This is a genomic window from Kibdelosporangium banguiense, assembly GCF_017876405.1.
Taxonomy (GTDB): Bacteria; Actinomycetota; Actinomycetes; order Mycobacteriales; family Pseudonocardiaceae; genus Kibdelosporangium; species Kibdelosporangium banguiense.
The window spans coordinates 4,584,276-4,600,724 of record NZ_JAGINW010000001.1; the positions used below are offsets into that span (position 1 = coordinate 4,584,276).

The window sequence follows — 16,449 nt, forward strand, 5'->3', positions numbered from 1 at the left end:
CTTGGGAGCCTCGCCGTCTCGGGTCCCATCCTCCAAAGGCATGACCACCGATTAGGGTTTCGAACATGCGACCAGATGCCGTCCGCCGCGCGCTCAACGCCGAACTGGCAGCAGCGCGTGAACGCCGCGCGGGCGAGCCGCCACGCGTGCTCGATGTGGGTGGCGGCAGCGGTGTGTGGGCGGTCCCGCTCGCTGCCGCGGGCTGCGCCGTGACCGTTGTCGACCCGAGTCCGAACGCCCTCGCGACGCTGCATCGTCGCGCGCAGGACGCAGGCGTGCGCGACGCCATCACGGCCGTGCAAGGCGACAGTGACGCGCTCGGCCAGCTGGTGTCTCCGGGTTCCGCGGACCTGGTCCTCGGGCATGGCCTGCTTGAGGTCGTGGACGACCCCAAAACGACGGTCGCCGCCATGGCCGAGGCCGCGGCTCCGGGTGGTGTCGTGTCGGTGCTTGTCGCCAACCGGTACGCGGCGGTCCTACACCGCGCGATCACGGGCCGGCTCGTCGAGGCTCGCCGCCTGCTCGACGATCCCGCAGGTCAGCTGCCGGAGGAGACGCTGTCGCGCAGGTTCGACGTCGCCGGGCTGACCCAGCTGCTGATCGACGGCGGCCTCACCGTCGAGCTGGTGCAAGGCCACGGAGTGGTGGCCGATCTCGTGCCGGGCTCGGTCCTGGAGGCCAATCCGGGGGCCGCGGAAGCCCTCGCCCAGCTCGAGCTCGCTGCGTCGACCACCCCGCCGCTACGAGACGTCGCCGCCCGCCTGCACGTCCTCGCGCGCCGTTAGCGCTCCAGCAAGACGTACGCCAGCCCCAACACGCCGGTCAGCACCGTCACGGCCGTCATCATGAGCGCCAGCAACCCGCCAGGCAGGCGCTCACCGGCGTCCAACCGGGCGGCGCTCGTCCGGTACCTGCGCCACGCCAGCCAGATCGTCGCGAACGCCAGCGGCAGGATGGCCGCCGCCAGCCCGAGGGCGAGCGGCAGGCTCTGGTGCGCGGCGAACCGGAACGCGACGAGCGCGACGGCGATCAGCGACAAGCACGTGCGTATCCATGCGAGCGCTGTCCGCTCGATCTGCAGGCCGGGGTCCCACGGCTGACGGTTCATCTTGTTCATCGGCGGGGACCCCCGCCTTCGGGCGTGGGGAGGAAGCCGATTCTGTTGGTCTGGGCATGGTGTGCCCGGTTTTGTCGGTGTCGGCCGTTAACGTTGGGTCCGTGTCTCGCTACCGACTGTTGCCTGCACCTGAGCAGGTGGCTGAGTTGCTGGAGCATTGTGCGCAGGCCCGGTTCGTGTGGAATCTGGCCTGCGAGCAGCACGCGCATTGGCGGCCGGGGCGTGCCGCAGCGCCAGGCTACAACGAGCAGGCGCGTCAGTTGACGGAGGCGCGGGCGGAGTTTGCGTGGTTGCGGGCGGGGAGCGTGACGGTGCAACAGCAGGCGTTGCGTGATTTTGCTCAAGCTATGAGCAGCTTCTTTCGCGGAATCCATCGCAGGCCGTCCTGGCGAAAGGCGGGCCGGGATGAGGGGTTCCGGCAGGTCGGGGTGAAGTCGGAGCATGTTCAGCGGCTCAACCGCCGGTATGGCCGGGTGTGGGTGCTGAAGGTGGGGTGGGTGCGGTTTCGTTGGTCGCGTGCGGAGGGGGTGAAGTCGTATCGGGTGACGTGTGATCGGGCGGGCCGGTGGCATGTTGCCTTCGCCGCGATCCCTGATCCGATCCCTGCCCCTGGCAATGGCCAGACCGTCGGGCTGGACCGTGGTATTGCCGTGTCGGCCGCGCTCTCGACTGGTGAGCTGCTGGTTGTTGCGGGGTTCAGTCAGGGTGAGCGGCGGCGGCTTCGGCGTCTGCAGCGCAGGCTTGCTCGCTGCGCGCGCGGGTCGAACCGGCGCGCGCGGGTCAAGGCGGCGATCGCGAGAGTCAAGGCCCGTGTGACGGAGCGGCGTAAGGATTGGGTGGAGAAGATCTCGACCGATCTGGCCCGCCGGTTCGATCTGATCCGGGTGGAAGATCTCGATATCCGGGGCATGACCCGCTCGGCGAAAGGAACCGTCGAGCGGCCGGGGCGCAATGTCGGGCAGAAGGCGGGATTGAATCGGGGCATCCTGGCCAACGGCTGGGGACTGTTGGTGGCCCGCTTGCAGCACAAGGCTGCCGGCCGGGTGAGGAAAGTCAGGGCCGCGTACACGTCGCAGCAGTGTTCTGCCTGCGGGCATATCGCGCCGGAGAATCGTCAGAGCCAAGCGGTTTTCCGGTGCGTCGCCTGCGGGTTCGCCTGCCATGCTGACGTGAACGCGGCTCGTAACATCGCCGCCGGGCGGGCGGTGACAGCGCGGGGAGCCCTCCAGCCGTTGGGCGGGGCTGTGAACCGTGAACCTCACCTCGCTACCTCCGCTCCCTGAGTGGTGGGTGGTGGGTTGGAATCCCCCGGCTTCAGCCGTGGGGAGGACGTCAACTGCTGAGCACCAGCACGCACGCCAGCACACCGGTGATGCCCAGCCCAATGCCGAGTACAGCCGCCATCCACGGCGACGGCAGTGGCTGGTTCGTCCGCAGCGCGCGTTCGCACGCGATCCAGTGCTGCAGAGCGCTCAGACTGCAGGTGATACCGGTGACCAGCAATGCGAGAGCCACGACCAGTTCCAGCACGTCACCAGTCGGCCCGAGCGCCGCGAAGGCCACACCACCAGCCATCAAGGCGAGCGAGGTCCGCAACCACGCCAGGAACGTCCGCTCATTGGCGAGCGAGAATCTCGGGTCCGGCTCGTCGCCTGCCTCGTACACACTGCGGGGCCAACGCGTCACGCCATGACCGTAACCGCTGACTTCCCGGGGTGGCTTTGTCGTGCTGGTCGTTTACGCACCGCAACGCGCCCGACATCGCCCCGGCCACGCTGGGAGTGCCCCGCCATGAAGATGTCGGTTGCGTGGGGCGGGGTGGAAACGGCCGGCTTTGGCGACAAAGCCCGCCGAGCGAAGCGAGGCCATCAAACACTGTCGGAGGGGCGGGTTAAGTTTCACGCGTGGGACGTAGTGGGGACTTGCCGCGTGGGCTGGTCGAGCGGTTTGTGGCACGTGACGGGCAGTGGCCGGACGACACCGGCTGCCCGATCCTGCATGTGGACATGGACGCGTTCTATGCCTCGGTCGAGATCAGGGAACGGCCGGATCTGAAGGACAAGCCGGTGGTCGTCGGCGGTGTCGGCAACCGTGGGGTCGTCTCCTCGGCGAACTACATCGCCCGCAAGTACGGCGTCCGTTCGGCGATGCCGACCAGCCGGGCCCGTCGGCTGTGCCCGCACGCGGTGTACGTCTCGCCGACGTTCGGGCTGTACCAAGAGGTGTCCAGGGGAGTGCTGGCGATCTTCCGGGACATCACCCCGCTGGTCGAGCCGTTGAGCCTGGACGAGGCCTTCCTGGACGTGGCGGGCGCGCTGCGGCGGATGGGCATGACCTCCGGTCAGATCGGCGCGCTGATCCGGGAACGCGTCGAAGCCGAGCACGGGATCACCTGTTCGGTCGGGGTGGCGCCGACCAAGTTCGTGGCCAAACTGGCGTCCGGGCTCTGCAAGCCGGACGGCATGCTCGTCGTGCCCAAGGCGAACGTGCTCGACTTCCTGCACCCGCTGCCCGTGTCCGCGCTGTGGGGTGTGGGCAAGCGTACGGCGGAGCGGATGGTCGAGGTCGGCCTGGAACGTGTCGCGGACGTCGCGGCGGCGCCCCTGCCCCGGCTGCGCCGGATCATCGGCAACGCGCTCGCCGAGCACCTGCATCCGTTGGCGCTCGGCTATGACGACCGAGCCGTCGTACCTGAGTCGGTCGACAAGTCGGTGGGCGCGGAGGAGACGTTCGAAGTCGATCACTGGGACCGCAAGCTGCTCAAGCGTGAGTTGCTGCGGCTCTCGGAGAAGACCGCCAGCGCCCTGCGCGGGCGAGGCCTGCGCGGCCGGACAGTGTCGATCAAGGTCCGGTTCGCCGACTTCACCACGATCAGCCGGTCCAGGACGCTGCTCGTGGCGACCGACGTGACCCAGGAGATCTTCAAACTCGCCTGCCAGTTGCTCGACGAGCAGACGCCGCCCGGCGCGATCCGGCTGATCGGTGTGCGGGTCGAACAACTCAGCCAGGACGGCGCCGAGCAGTTGCTGCTGGACGCGCCGGAGAGCGGCTGGCGCGAAGCCGACCAGGCGGCCGACCGGGCCCGCGCCAAGTTCGGGTTCGGTGCGATCCGCCCGGCGTCGCTGCTGCAGGAGGCGCCGGAGCGCTCAGGCGCGACCGAGCCCCGCCCGGATCGCCCCTGAATTATATTTGGTACATCATCATATTAATCCGCCGAATGGCCGGGTACGCGATTTCGGCAACTGGGACAAAACTGCCTGGAAACGTGCGCGTTACCTGCGGATGGAGATTTCTGGCTAACGTTTTGGCCTCCTCTTCAGATGCTTCGTTCGGGATATCCGGCGCGGGGGAAGTGACGTGGCGGGATCTGATCGGCGTGACAAGTCCGAAGTCGGCCGCACGGGGGCGCGGTTCGGCCACATGCCCGCCAATCGGGCGCGTGACGATGACGAAGAGGAGCGGGGTGAGCAGGCCGTGTCTGCGGCTAAGCCATCAACCGGCAGGACTGGGGCCCGGTTCGGATCGGCCGAGCAGGGCAGGCCGTCGGTGCAGATCCCTCAGCAGGTGCGTCAGCACGTCGCGCCCCGGCCGCAACCGCAACCGGAGCCGGAACCCGAGTGGGTCGAGGTGGACCGGACCCGGTCGATCGTCCGGCCCTACGCGTGGACCGGCGGGCGGACCGAGACGGCGTACGACTTGCCGCTGGAGGCGTTGATCTCCACCAACCGGGCGACGATGCAGCGGCTCGGCTCCCGGATGACCTACGACCACCGCTCGATAGCCGATCTCTGCCTGGCGACCCGCTCCGTGGCCGAAGTGGCGGCGCTGTGCTCACTGCCGCTCGGCGTGGCCCGAGTCGTTCTCGGGGACATGGCCTCGGCCGGCATGGTCGACGTGCACCGGACCAAGACATCGGCCGGTTATGAACCGGACCTCGCGATGATGGAAAGAGTCCTGGTCGGCCTCCGCAATTTGTAGTGGCACAGTTTTTGACCATTGGCGCGAATTCGCCGCGTCCAACTGCCGCGACGGCGCACGCCGTCTGCCCGAAGGTGCCGTCTGGACGGGCAGCGGTCAGGGTGCCGCAGGTCACTTGAGCAAATCGACAGGTTCACCCGCCCGACGGGCAGTGGCTGCGTACCGGACACTCACGGTTACAGAAAGCCATACCCGCAGGACATGCCGGATCAGGCGCCCCCGAACGCCGGATTGACTGCGCCGATCGCGTCTCTGCGCCCGGCGGGCATCCTCGCCTGAGTCGCGATCTCTTCGCAAGAGCCAGCAGGAGAGTGCCGGATCGGGTAGTCGCGCAGGCGCAGGGCTCGTATCCTTGAGGTGACGCCCCAGGGATGGGGCGCCCGCCGGGTACGGCGGCCGCAGACGCCCGGCGCCCGTGAGAGCTGTGCCGGAGGAGGAAAGATGCCACTCTCCGAGCACGAGCAGCGACTGCTCGATCAAATCGAGCGCGCGCTCTATGCCGAAGACCCCAAGTTCGCTTCCACTGTGCGCGGTGCGCGCCTACGACGGCCGTCGCGCAGGCGGCGGGTGCAGGGCGCGGCGCTGTTCGTGGTTGGCGTCGCCCTGCTGGTACTGGGTGTCGTCGTGCAAGAGTTCTGGTTCGGCGGATTCCCTGCCGTCAGCCTGCTCGGCTTCCTTGTCATGTTCTTCGGCGCGCTCATCACGCTGACCGCCATCCGGCGGGGCGCTGAGGGCGCTACTCCGGCTGAGGGAGACGGAAAGAACCGTGCCCCCGGCCGCAGTTCCTTCTCCCAACGAATGGAGGAGCGCTTCCGCAAGCGCTTCGAACAGGACTAGAGACCCAGAGAGTCCCCACGCTGAGGGCCGCCGGCACCCCGGTGGCCCTTAACGCATGCACCCAGAGCATGCGAAACCGGTCATTCCACGCCCCAGTTTCCCACCAGAGGCGCGCCCCAGTTCCCACCAAGGTCACGAGCGCGAACAGATCAACACCCAGCGCAGAAAGCCGCCCCTACACAAGAGAGCAGCCCCCGCCACTCCCAGGGGGCGTCCCTGTTCCAGTCTATCGGGGGAGCGTGGTCGAGGGTGGGACTCGGGCGGGCTGTGGACAACCAGATTTGCGACTGGAGCCGTTCGTACGAATGAGCCTGGTCCAGGGCCAGGGCCAGGGCCAGGGCCAGAGCAACAAGACCGATCCTGAACCCGGCTGGAAGGTCGGCCGAAGGCCCTTCCAGGCTCGATTCTACGCGGGGTGGAGGCGGCCTTAAGCTCGGCGGCGCGGCAGGCCTCTCATGGCTCTGGCCGAGAACCCAGCCTTGATCCATGGGCCTGCCCTTTAGTCCTGACGTGGCCGCCTCAGGGGTTCCCGTGTCAAATCGAGCCGTCCCAGCCCGAGACACCGAACCAAAACCCAACAAGAGCGCCCAACCACACGACACCGAAGCAAAACCTGAACAGGGCCCAGTCGCAGACACCGAACCCAAGGCCACCGCCCGCCAAGGAGGCGGTGGCCCCAGCCGTCAGTCGTCGTCCTGCTTGGGCTTCTTCTTGCGAGGCTTCAGCACGGACCGAGGCAGCAACTTCGCCTTCAAAGCCAGCGGAGCGTTCCGCCGCATGCTCCGTCGAACGTCATTCAGCGCATCGGGCAACTCCGGCCCAGGCGCCACCCCTGGCCCGTACCACGACCGTTCGATGACGGAGACGACAGTCCGAAGCCCTTCCTTGCCTTCGTCGTCCAGATCGTGCTCCCGGACCAACCGGCGCGCGGTCATCCGGATCGTGTCGGTGTCGGGAGCCGAGGCGCCGCGGTCCCAGGACTCGGCCATCAGCTCCTCCCAAGCCGCCACCGGAGCCTCTGGACTGTTGCCGACCACCACCTGAAGCCGGTCACGCCGTCGCCAGTACCGGGTGAAGGCCGGGAAAAGCCCCAGCCCGATCAACCCGAGCGGCACAGCGATCCACCAGCTCACCATCGCCGCCGCGAACACGGCTGCCGAGAGCCACAACAGCACTGCGATAAACGCGACGATCGTTCTCTGCCGGCGTTTTCGCATGGTCAGCCCGGCTCCGGTCAGGCCGAGCCCGGCGACTCCCAGTCCGGTCAGCAACAGCACTGACACGAGCGTCGCCCCTCCGGCGAGAGCACCGCTGGTGAGTCCCACCCACGTGATCTGGTTGCTCTCGTCTGCTGCGGGAGTGTCGTTCTGCCCGGCTTCGGGCCGGGGAGAGTTCGCTGCGGCTTCGCTTTCGGAGGTGGTCGTGGGCGTTGACGAGTTCTCTCCGCCGTCTGGGAGACGGCCGGTCTGTGAGGACTGCGGATTCATGTAGGGCGGGACGTAGGCGCGGCCGTCTGACAACGGCGTCGGGTCGACGGTGATCCAGCCGTACTGCGGGAAGAACACCTCCACCCACGCGTGTGCGTCCTGGGTGGTGATCGAGCGGTAGTCGGTCACCTTGTAGCCGGATGTGTAGCCGATGGCGACGCGGGACGGGATGCCCGCGGCGCGCACGAGGACTGCCAGCGCCGACGCGTACTGCTCGCAGTAACCGGTCTTGCCGTTGAACAGGAAGTCGACCAGTGCGTCCTCGTCGTTGCGGGGCGCGGTCTCGGTCCGGTAGGAGAACCCGTTGTCCGGCAAGAAGTAGTTCTTCAGCGCGATGACTTTGTCCCACTGGCTGGACTTGCCGGCGACCAGATCCCGGGCGAGCCCGGTGATCCGGGCGTTGAGCGGCGGCAGTTCCAGGTACTGCGAGCCGACCTCGTTGACGGCCGCGGGCGAAGCGCGCAACTGTTCGAAGGTGGGCTGTGCCAGGTCGGCGTATTCGACGTACCGGGGGAACCGGCGCTGCTTGCGGGCGTAGACCGCGCCGCTCGCCTCGTCGAACCGGACTTCGCTGGACAGGCCTTCGATCCGCCGGGGCGACGGGTACACCGGAGCCCAGTTGTCCTCGGAGTTCACCGGTTCGATCTCGATGCGCACCGTCTGCCCGTCCGGGCTGCGGCCGGGTTCGAGCGGGAGCTCGTTGTTCAGCGACGTCCCGCTCGGCATGCCGCCGCCGAGGCTCCAGCCTTCGTTGGTGGCGTACGACTTCAGCGTCGTGGCTTTGAGGTAGCGGTTGTCGTCGGGCAGCCCACGGACGCGGAACATCTCCTGGTTGCCTTTTTGGTCCAGCATGCCGCGCAGGCTGGTGAAGGCCTTCAGCGAGAAGCCACCTGCCCCGATCCCGCCTGCGCCGACGTTGCCGGGCAGCTGTCCCACGGTGCCGATCGGTGTGAAGATCGCGCCGAATATCAACGCGAGCACCAGCGAGACCGAAACCAAAGCCACGGGCGCCGTCGCGTTGCCATTGCCACCGCTGGAGCGCGGCGAACGGCCACGCCATTGCTGGTGCTTGTGCGTCCCGTCGACGGCGAGCAGCACGGCGTACGAAGCCGCACCCAGCACGAACGACCACCAGGGCAGCATCTCGTCGGCGAGCGACGCGGGTACGGCGTAGACGCACAGCAGCACAAGCCCGCTGGCCGCCGGTGTCCCCGCCGCCACAGCAAGCGAGTCCACGAGCACGGCGACGAGCCCGATCGCGATCACGACCAGACAGAGGATCGGCGTTGTCGGTTCGACCGGGGGCACCCCGGTCTGCACGACTTCGACCGCGTCCCGCAGCACGTCGCCGATCTGGTCGACGGCCTTGGGCCCTGGGATGAACCCGAAGATGCCCTCGCTGGTGAACAGGGCCACGACCAGGCACATCAACGCGAACAGCTGAGCCAGGCCGATCAGCAGGATCGGCATCCGGATGGCGCGCAGCCCGATCCCGGACCCGGCCACCACGATGATCGCGATGGCCGCGTGGCCGAGCCATACGCTGCCGTCGATCACACCGGCGAGCGCGGTGGACGCGCACAGCGTGGTGATCGCGGCGAAGACGGGGGTGACGTTGTTGGTCAGCTGGTCAGTCCCGCGGTAGATCGTCCGGGGCGGGGTCTCCCGGGCAGGGGCGTTCACCACTTATGACCACCCACTCGCGTGCATCGCGCTGCGGTTATGGCTGGCGCGGCAGAGGTTGTTCCAGATCTGGTGCATTGGTACATCGGGCTGGGCGATCACGGTGCTCCAGCCGGCTCCGCCGAACAGCGTCGCCGCCGCCTCCGGATCCAGCGCCGTGGAGTCCTGTGCCGCCCATGCCCTGGTGTCCATCAGGATCGCCAGGCTGCGGCTGGCCCGGGGCCGGTAGCGGATCAACTGCTCGGCCGACTCCGGGTCGATCGAGCCGAGGATCGCGACGAGCTCCTGGCCCTGCCCGGGGTCGCCGGTGATCGCGATGTCCTTCTGGTGCGACGTCGGCAGCGCGGCGAGCGAGTCGAGCACCAGGAAGTCGCTGTGGATACCGTCCGCGCTTTCCGGCGCGATCGGCTTGGCGTCCTCGGACACCAGCCGTACGCGGTGGCCGTTGCGCAGCAGGTGCAGGCTGACGCTCGCGGCCATCGAGACGGCCCATTCCATGCTCGAGGTCGGGCCGCTGCCTTTGTGCGCGTGCTCGCGGTGGTCCAGCAGCACTGTTGTGCCGCCGCGCCACGGGCGCTCTTCGACGCGGACCATCATCTCGTCGCGGCGCGCGGTGGAACGCCAGTGGACTTTGCGCAGGTCGTCGCCTTGCCGGTACGGCCGGACGACCGCGTCGTCCTCGCCCTGACCGGAGTGCAGCCGGACCGAGCCGTCTTCACCTGCCCCCATCCCGGAACCGCCGGGCATCCCGATCAACGGCACCACGCGTGGAACAACGATCAGCCGGGTCACTCCGGCCAGCTCACGGTCGAACTCGGACAAGCCGAACGGGTCGGTCACCTTGGCCCGCAACGGCCCCAGATGCTGGATGCCACGCATGGTCGGCTCGACCGTGTAGCGCAGCTGGATCCCGTTGTTGCGAGGCAGATGCTCGATCACGAACCGCGGCCGGCCACCCAGCGTGTACGGCACGCCGTCCTGCAGCAGCAGGCCGCCGGTCGGTAGCCGGCCGGTGCTCCAGACGTTCAGTGACACCTCGGCTCGCCCGCCGACGGGCGTCCGCAGCGGGTTGACGTGCCGTTCGGTGTGCAGTCCGACCCGGGACCGCCCGGCCAGCACGCACACCAGGATCGGCATCGCGATCACGAAGACCGAGACCCGCAGCAGGTCCCGCTCGTTCAGCACCGCGGAGCACAAGGCCGCGGCCAATCCCGCGGCCAGCAGGCACCGGCCACGGGTGGTCATGCCCGCCAGCGGACCTCCCATGCGTTACTGCCTGTTCCCGCGTGAGTCGGAGACCCACTGCCCGGCCGGGTCCGTGCCGTGTGGCACGGGCACCCGCTGCAGGAGCCCTCGAATCATGTCCGCAGGAGACCTACGCGCAGCCTGGGCTTCCGCGGTGAGTACCAGACGGTGCGCCAGCACGGGCACTGCGACGGCGTGCATGTCGTCGGGAACCACGAAGTCACGGCCAGACAGCGCGGCTTGTGCACGCGCGGCCCGTACGAGATGCAGGGTGGACCGGGGGGAAGCGCCAAGACGGATCTCTGGCAGCCGCCGCGTCGCCGAGACGAGCTCGACCGCGTACCGCCTGATCTCCGGAGCCATGTGCACGGCACGTACGGCTTCGACGAGCGCGCGCACCTGCGCGGCGTCGGACACCGGCGTCAGCGTGGCGAGCGGGTCGTGGCCGGCGTGCTCGTCGACCATCGCCAGCTCGGCGTTCGGGTCCGGGTAGCCGATCGACACACGCGCGGTGAACCGGTCCCGCTGCGCCTCGGGCAGCGCGTACGTGCCCTCCATCTCGATCGGGTTCTGGGTCGCGATCACCATGAACGGCGAGTCCAGCCGGTAGGTGTTGCCGTCCACCGTGACCTGGTGCTCTTCCATGCACTCCAGCAGGGCGGACTGGGTCTTGGGCGACGCCCGGTTGATCTCGTCGCCGACCACGATGTTGGCGAACACCGGGCCGGGCCGGAACTCGAAGTTGGTGGTCTGCCGGTTGAAGATCGACACGCCGGTCACGTCGCTGGGCAGCAGGTCAGGGGTGAACTGCAGCCGGCTGACCGAGCAGTCGATCGACTTGGCCAGTGCCTTGGCCAGTGACGTCTTGCCGACGCCGGGCACGTCCTCGACCAGCAGGTGGCCCTCGGCGAGCAACGTCACCAGCGCGATCCGCACCACCTCGGGCTTGCCCACCAGCACACGCTCGACGTTCGCGGCGATGCGCTGCGCGGTGCCGTGCACCTCGTCCAGCGCCTTGCCGGGGCGTGGCATCGGGCTGGGCGCGCTGCCGTTGCCCGGCATCGCTTCCGGGTCATGCCCAGTTCGTAGCTGCGCATAGGGGTCGGGCCCTGCGCCGTTGCTCCCGTACGGGTGCCCTGGCAGCGCGGCAGGCGGGGTAGAAGACGTCACTCGACCTCCTGATGCTCCTCGGTGGTGCTCTGCCTGATCCCACCGATGCGATGCCGGCGCCCCGTATACCCGATAGGGCGTACAGGGGCGGCACAGCTTGACACGATTGGTGTCAAACCAGGGCGAAGTGCCCCGGGTTCTGCACTCGGTACCAGTATCCGGCAAGACGCGCCCGACGTGCAGAACAGTTGGCGACAATGACCAGCTGTAATCCACTGCACACCTGACCTGACGCACGGGCGTGCCCAGGGTTGTCCGGTTTCCGCGAGTTTCCGCCCAGCACGGCACCCGCCGTGACCCGATGTTCCCCGCATGAGGTCCACACGTGATGACCGGGCCAATGGGTTCAAACGCCGTGCCGGGCCGTCGTGTGACCGTGAACTCGTGCCGGTGACGGACTGTCATCACTTGGGCGGGTGGCGCTGACCCGGTCCGTACCTGCCTCCCCACTTTCACCCACCCGTGGTCCGCGACCGGCCCCGGGAAGGCCCTGGATGCCCACTGTGGACAACTGAACACCTTCTGAACAGCAGCTGAGCAGCACTCGCCCGGGGGAGGCCCGCAGGCGTCCCCCACCTCGCCCCCACTCCGGTTACCTGCGAAAACGCGTCAATCGACCGGGCGAAGCGCGGCAGATCCGCGTTGACTGTGGTGAAAAGTGGGGTACTGTGGCCGCAAGTGGGGCAGACGGGTGCCTCATTGCCGGTCCGTAGGGTCGGTGGGGAGGTGGCCGCCGGTGTTCCTCGGTACCCACACCCCCAAACTGGACGACAAGGGGAGGCTGACGCTGCCGGCCAAGTTCCGCGACGCGCTCGCGGGGGGTCTGATGGTCACGAAGGGTCAGGATCACTGTCTCTACGTCTTCCCCCGGGCGGAGTTCGAGGAGATGGCACGCAAAGTCGCCGCCGCCCCGCTGACCAACGAGGCGGTCCGTGCCTACCAGCGGTACCTGTTCGCCGGAACCGACGAGCAGCGTCCCGATGGCCAGGGACGGGTCGCGATCGCGCCTGAGCTCCGGCGCTATGCCGGGCTCACCAAAGAGTGCGTGGTGATCGGCGCGATCACCCGGCTGGAGATCTGGGACGCCCAGGCCTGGCAGGCATATCTGGACGAGCACGAGGACAGCTACTCGCAGGCGCGGGAGGAGGTACTGCCCGGATTCTTCTAGTCAGCGGGATGCCGTGAGGCCTCGGCCCGGTGGCGATCGACCCTGGCGCACCTTCCCCGGCGCCAGGTTCGCTTCTCCGGGCTGGGACCTGACGGCATCTGCTTTCTCGGGGGTGGATCCAGGCGGTACTACAGAGGGGTCGAGACGATGACGCGCGAGAACCCGCGGCACTTGCCAGTGCTGCTGGAGCGGGTACTCGCATTGTTCGCGCCCGCTCTCACCGAACGTCCCGCGGTCCTCGTGGACGCCACTCTCGGCCTCGGCGGTCACTCCGAGGCATTGCTGTCCGCGCATCCGCGGCTGACGCTCGTCGGGTTCGACCGGGACCCGAACGCGCTGGCGTTCTCCCGTGAGCGGCTCTCGCCGTTCGCCGACCGGATCCATCTCGTGCACGCGGTGTACGACGAGATGCCGCAGGTGCTGGCGGATCTCGGGATGTCCACGGTGGACGGTGTGCTGTTCGACCTCGGGGTGTCGTCCATGCAGCTCGACGAGGCAGAACGCGGTTTCGCGTACGCCAAGGACGCCCCGCTGGACATGCGGATGGACCAGAGCACCGGGATCACCGCGGCGGACGTGCTCAACACGTACGAGGCCGCCGACCTGGCGCGGATCCTGCGGGACTACGGCGAGGAGCGGTTCGCCGGAAAGATCGCGAAAGCCGTTGTGGCAGAACGCAAGCGTGAGCCGTTCAGCACCAGCGAGCGGCTGGTCGAGCTGCTGTACAACGCCGTTCCCGCAGCGAGCAGGCGGACCGGCGGGCACCCGGCCAAGCGCACGTTCCAGGCGTTGCGGATCGAGGTCAACGGCGAGCTCGAGGTGCTGCGGCGGGCCATGCCCGCGGCGATCTCGGCGCTGGCCGTGGGCGGCCGGATCGTCGTGGAGTCGTACCAGTCCTTGGAGGACCGGCTGGTCAAGCGCGCGTTCGCGGAGCTGGCCAAGTCTCGGACCCCGGAGGGCCTGCCGGTGGAACTGCCGGAACTGGGTCCTGAACTGCGTCTGCTCGTGCGAGGGGCCGAGCAGGCGGACGAAACCGAGACCGAGCACAACCCGCGAGCGGCCTCAGTCCGCCTACGCGCAGCCGAGCGCATCAAGGAGGTGCACCAATGAGCGCACCAGCAAGAGTGGGTGGATCGTCCTCGCGTGGCCGCACGTCACAAGCGCGCCGTAAGGCTGCTGCTGCTGCCTCGACCGAGACAACGGAGAAGCCAGACACCACGTCTGAGGTCACTGCTGCGCCCACGCGCACGCAACGGCGCCCTCGTACGGCTGCGGCTGAGCGTGCGTACGCGCGTCGTGCTCAGCGTGAGGGCCGGGCAGGTGGAGAGCAGCCCGTCCAGCGGCACCCGCGTCGCAAGCCGCAGCAGAAGCACGAGCGCGGGACCGCGTCGCGGGCTTCGTTCGTGATGCTCGTGATGGGGCTGCTCGCGGCTGGTGTGATCACCACGCTGTGGCTGTCCACGCAGGCGATCGCCGACTCGTACCGGCTCGACCAGGCCAAGAAGGCCGCGACCGAACTGGCCGAGCAGGCCGAGGTGCTGCAGCGCGAGGTGGCCGGGCTGGAGTCCGCGTCCACCCTGGCCGAGATGGCGCGCCAGATGGGCATGATCCCGGCCGGCGACCCATCCCGGCTGATCGTCGGGCAGGACGGCAAGGTCAGCGTGGTCGGCGAGCCCAAGCCGGTCACGCCCCCGGTACCGCCGCCCGCGACCTCGACGGAGAACGCGACTCCGCCTGCGACGCCGGGTGGGACCGGCTGATGCCGAGGGACTGGGACAAGCCGGTCACTCGCAAGCCACCACCACTCCGGCAGACCATGCATCGCTCGCCCCGCCAGCCGGCCGGGAAACCGGCTGGCGGGGCAGCACGCAAGCCACCGGCGAAGCGGCCGTCGATGGCCCGGCGTAAGCGTCCGGTGGCCAACAACCGGCTGCGGATCCTGTCGGTCCGGTTCGTGCTGATCGCTGCCCTGGTCGCGGCGGGCGTGAAACTGATCCAGGTGCAGGGCTTCGAGGCCGAGGCGCTGTCGCAGAAGGCCGACCAGCAGCGCTCGCTGACCATCCCGATCCCGGCCAAGCGCGGGGAGATCGTCGACCGCAACGGCAAGCAGCTCGCGTTCAGCGTGGAGACCCGTGCGCTGTCGTGGGCGCCCAAGAGCGTCAAGCGGGAGTACGAGAAGACCAAGGTCGACTACGACACCCGGATCCAGGAGATCGCGGCCAAGATCAAGGACGTCGTGCCCGCCGCCGACCAGCAGGACCTGCTGAACAAGATGCGTTCGGGCAACTTCACCTATCTGCTGCAGGACATCACGCCCGCTCAGGAGCGGGAGATCCGGCGCAAGTACCCGGAGGTCACGTCCGAGCCCCGCGCCCGTCGTGAGTACCCCGGCGGCACGATCGCGTCCAACATCCTGGGTTTCGCGAACTGGCGCAGCGAAAGCAAAGACCGCAACAGCGTGCACGGCCTGTTCGGCATGGAGAACGACCGCGACACCGAGCTCGCCGGTGAGGCCGGCAGCCAGACCGTCGACACCGAGGGCGGCGCCGACGGCGTGGTGATCCCCGGCACCGAACGCAATCTGCGCGAGGCGAAGGACGGGTCGGACATCGAGCTGACCATCGACGCGGACATCCAGTACGACGTGCAACGCAAACTGGCAGACTATGTCGCCAAGTCCGGTGCGAAAGGCGGCTCGGCGGTCGTGCTCGACGCGCACACCGGCGAGGTGTACGCACTGGCCAACGACAAGAGCTTCGACCCGGCGGACCCCAAGGGCCCCAACGGATTGGGCGACACGGACGCGACCGGGAACCCGGCCGTCACCACACCGTACGAACCCGGTTCGGTGAACAAGATCGTCACCGCCGCGGCCGCGATCGAGGACGGCATCACCAAACCGGACGACACCCTGCGTGTGCCGGGCACGCACAAGGTCGCCGACCGGGTGATCGGCGACGCCTGGGACCACGGCACGCTGACCATGACCGCCACCGGTGTGTTCGCCAAGTCCTCCAACATCGGCACGCTGCTGCTGGCCGAGCAGGTCGGCCCGGACCGGTACGCCGACATGCTCAAGAAGTTCGGCCTCGGCCAGAAGACCGGTGTCGGCCTGCCCGGTGAGAGCGCGGGCTCGGTGCCCGACCGCAAGGCGTGGTCCGGCTCGACCTTCGGCAACCTGCCGATCGGGCAGGGCCTTTCGATGACCGTGCTGCAGATGGCCGGGATGTACCAGACCATCGCCAACAACGGTGTCCGGGTTTCGCCGCGGATCATCAAGTCCATCGTGGACCGTGACGGAAACCGGCACGTGGAGCCACGGCCCGAGGGCGTGCGTGTGGTCAGCGACCAGACCGCGATCACCGTGCGGAACATGTTCCGTGCGGTCACCCAGAAAGCGCCGAACGGCCAGAGCGGCACCGGGCCGGGCGCGGCGCTGACCGGCTACCAGATCTCCGGCAAGACCGGCACCGCGCAGCAGGTCGACCCGACGACCAACAAGTACAGCAACTCGCTGTACTGGATCACGTTCGCCGGCATCCTGCCCGCCGACAACCCCCGCTTCGTGGTCGGCATCGTGCTGGACAAGCCGAACTACAGCGGCAACGAGTTCGGCCGCACAGCCGCGCCGCTGTTCCACGACATCGCTTCCTATCTGGCACAGCGGGCCAACCTGCCGTTGTCGCCCGAGCAGACCCCGATCGTCCCGTTGGTACTGAACTAGTTCCTCTAGCACGATCAAGAAATGGACTGTCCGTGCACCG

The 16,449-nt window shown here is 68.3% G+C and carries 14 protein-coding genes; 9 read left to right on the top strand and 5 right to left on the bottom strand.

What is annotated here, in order from left to right; genetic code table 11:
* The first annotated feature begins 65 nt into the window (after window positions 1-65).
* Window positions 66-785, top strand: a complete 720-nt coding sequence (locus JOF56_RS21760) for a class I SAM-dependent methyltransferase (protein ID WP_209641011.1) — start codon at window positions 66-68, stop codon at window positions 783-785.
* Here the strand turns inward: JOF56_RS21760 and JOF56_RS21765 are convergent.
* Complete coding sequence (locus JOF56_RS21765) at window positions 782-1,117, bottom strand: YidH family protein (RefSeq protein ID WP_245378346.1); 336 nt, start codon at window positions 1,115-1,117, stop codon at window positions 782-784. The two genes, JOF56_RS21760 and JOF56_RS21765, sit on opposite strands and share 4 nt — an antisense overlap.
* Before the next feature lie 56 nt (window positions 1,118-1,173).
* On the opposite strand from JOF56_RS21765, the gene JOF56_RS21770 reads away from it, so the two are divergent.
* On the top strand, window positions 1,174-2,400 hold the full coding sequence (locus JOF56_RS21770) for an RNA-guided endonuclease InsQ/TnpB family protein (protein ID WP_281065468.1): 1,227 nt from the start codon (window positions 1,174-1,176) through the stop codon (window positions 2,398-2,400).
* A gap of 49 nt (window positions 2,401-2,449) precedes the next feature.
* On the opposite strand, the gene JOF56_RS21775 is transcribed toward JOF56_RS21770, so the two are convergent.
* On the bottom strand, window positions 2,450-2,803 hold the full coding sequence (locus JOF56_RS21775; protein WP_209641015.1) for a YidH family protein: 354 nt from the start codon (window positions 2,801-2,803) through the stop codon (window positions 2,450-2,452).
* 218 nt (window positions 2,804-3,021) lie between these two features.
* Between JOF56_RS21775 and JOF56_RS21780 the strand changes: the two genes are divergently transcribed.
* From JOF56_RS21780 to JOF56_RS21790, 3 genes are all read left to right on the top strand, one after another.
* Window positions 3,022-4,299: a DNA polymerase IV gene (locus JOF56_RS21780; RefSeq protein WP_209641017.1), complete on the top strand. Its 1,278-nt coding sequence runs from the start codon at window positions 3,022-3,024 to the stop codon at window positions 4,297-4,299.
* A 175-nt stretch (window positions 4,300-4,474) separates the two neighbouring features.
* Complete coding sequence (locus JOF56_RS21785) at window positions 4,475-5,095, top strand: DUF742 domain-containing protein (RefSeq protein WP_209641019.1); 621 nt, start codon at window positions 4,475-4,477, stop codon at window positions 5,093-5,095.
* A 441-nt stretch (window positions 5,096-5,536) separates the two neighbouring features.
* Complete coding sequence (locus JOF56_RS21790) at window positions 5,537-5,932, top strand: SCO2097 family morphological protein (protein WP_209641021.1); 396 nt, start codon at window positions 5,537-5,539, stop codon at window positions 5,930-5,932.
* 683 nt (window positions 5,933-6,615) lie between these two features.
* On the opposite strand, the gene JOF56_RS21795 is transcribed toward JOF56_RS21790, so the two are convergent.
* Genes JOF56_RS21795 through JOF56_RS21805 form a run of 3 tightly spaced genes read right to left on the bottom strand, consistent with a single transcriptional unit; the run spans window position 6,616 to window position 11,517 of the window.
* Window positions 6,616-9,105 (bottom strand): transglutaminase TgpA family protein, encoded by a 2,490-nt coding sequence (locus JOF56_RS21795; protein ID WP_307855200.1) that lies wholly within the window; start codon window positions 9,103-9,105, stop codon window positions 6,616-6,618.
* Complete coding sequence (locus JOF56_RS21800; RefSeq protein WP_209641023.1) at window positions 9,106-10,368, bottom strand: DUF58 domain-containing protein; 1,263 nt, start codon at window positions 10,366-10,368, stop codon at window positions 9,106-9,108.
* Window positions 10,369-10,371: 3 nt separating this feature from the next.
* The gene (locus JOF56_RS21805) at window positions 10,372-11,517 is read right to left on the bottom strand and encodes an AAA family ATPase (RefSeq protein WP_307855201.1); all 1,146 of its coding nucleotides are present in this window, start codon (window positions 11,515-11,517) and stop codon (window positions 10,372-10,374) included.
* 736 nt (window positions 11,518-12,253) lie between these two features.
* Here JOF56_RS21805 and mraZ point away from each other — a divergent pair.
* The 4 genes from mraZ to JOF56_RS21825 all read left to right on the top strand — a co-directional run bounded on the left by mraZ (window position 12,254) and on the right by JOF56_RS21825 (window position 16,409).
* Complete coding sequence (gene mraZ, locus JOF56_RS21810) at window positions 12,254-12,685, top strand: division/cell wall cluster transcriptional repressor MraZ (RefSeq protein WP_209641025.1); 432 nt, start codon at window positions 12,254-12,256, stop codon at window positions 12,683-12,685.
* A gap of 147 nt (window positions 12,686-12,832) precedes the next feature.
* Window positions 12,833-13,795 (top strand): 16S rRNA (cytosine(1402)-N(4))-methyltransferase RsmH, encoded by a 963-nt coding sequence (rsmH, locus tag JOF56_RS21815; protein ID WP_209641026.1) that lies wholly within the window; start codon window positions 12,833-12,835, stop codon window positions 13,793-13,795.
* A complete protein-coding gene (gene ftsL / locus JOF56_RS21820; RefSeq protein WP_209641028.1) occupies window positions 13,792-14,445 on the top strand; it encodes a cell division protein FtsL in 654 nt (217 codons plus the stop codon). Before rsmH ends, ftsL begins: the two co-directional genes overlap by 4 nt.
* Window positions 14,446-14,501: 56 nt before the next feature.
* Window positions 14,502-16,409, top strand: coding sequence for a peptidoglycan D,D-transpeptidase FtsI family protein (locus JOF56_RS21825; RefSeq protein WP_372448389.1), 1,908 nt, complete (start codon window positions 14,502-14,504; stop codon window positions 16,407-16,409).
* Window positions 16,410-16,449: the final 40 nt, after the last annotated feature.

What these genes read in the sequence shown, in the direction of transcription:
- JOF56_RS21825 (WP_372448389.1), top strand. Translation starts at nt 14,502, where the DNA reads ATGCATCGCTCGCCCCGCCAGCCGGCCGGGAAACCGGCTGGCGGGGCA.
- JOF56_RS21760 (WP_209641011.1), top strand. Translation starts at nt 66, where the DNA reads ATGCGACCAGATGCCGTCCGCCGCGCGCTCAACGCCGAACTGGCAGCA.
- JOF56_RS21800 (WP_209641023.1), bottom strand. Translation starts at nt 10,368, where the DNA reads ATGGGAGGTCCGCTGGCGGGCATGACCACCCGTGGCCGGTGCCTGCTG.
- JOF56_RS21770 (WP_281065468.1), top strand. Translation starts at nt 1,174, where the DNA reads ATGGTGTGCCCGGTTTTGTCGGTGTCGGCCGTTAACGTTGGGTCCGTG.
- rsmH (WP_209641026.1), top strand. Translation starts at nt 12,833, where the DNA reads ATGACGCGCGAGAACCCGCGGCACTTGCCAGTGCTGCTGGAGCGGGTA.
- ftsL (WP_209641028.1), top strand. Translation starts at nt 13,792, where the DNA reads ATGAGCGCACCAGCAAGAGTGGGTGGATCGTCCTCGCGTGGCCGCACG.
- JOF56_RS21765 (WP_245378346.1), bottom strand. Translation starts at nt 1,117, where the DNA reads ATGAACAAGATGAACCGTCAGCCGTGGGACCCCGGCCTGCAGATCGAG.
- JOF56_RS21790 (WP_209641021.1), top strand. Translation starts at nt 5,537, where the DNA reads ATGCCACTCTCCGAGCACGAGCAGCGACTGCTCGATCAAATCGAGCGC.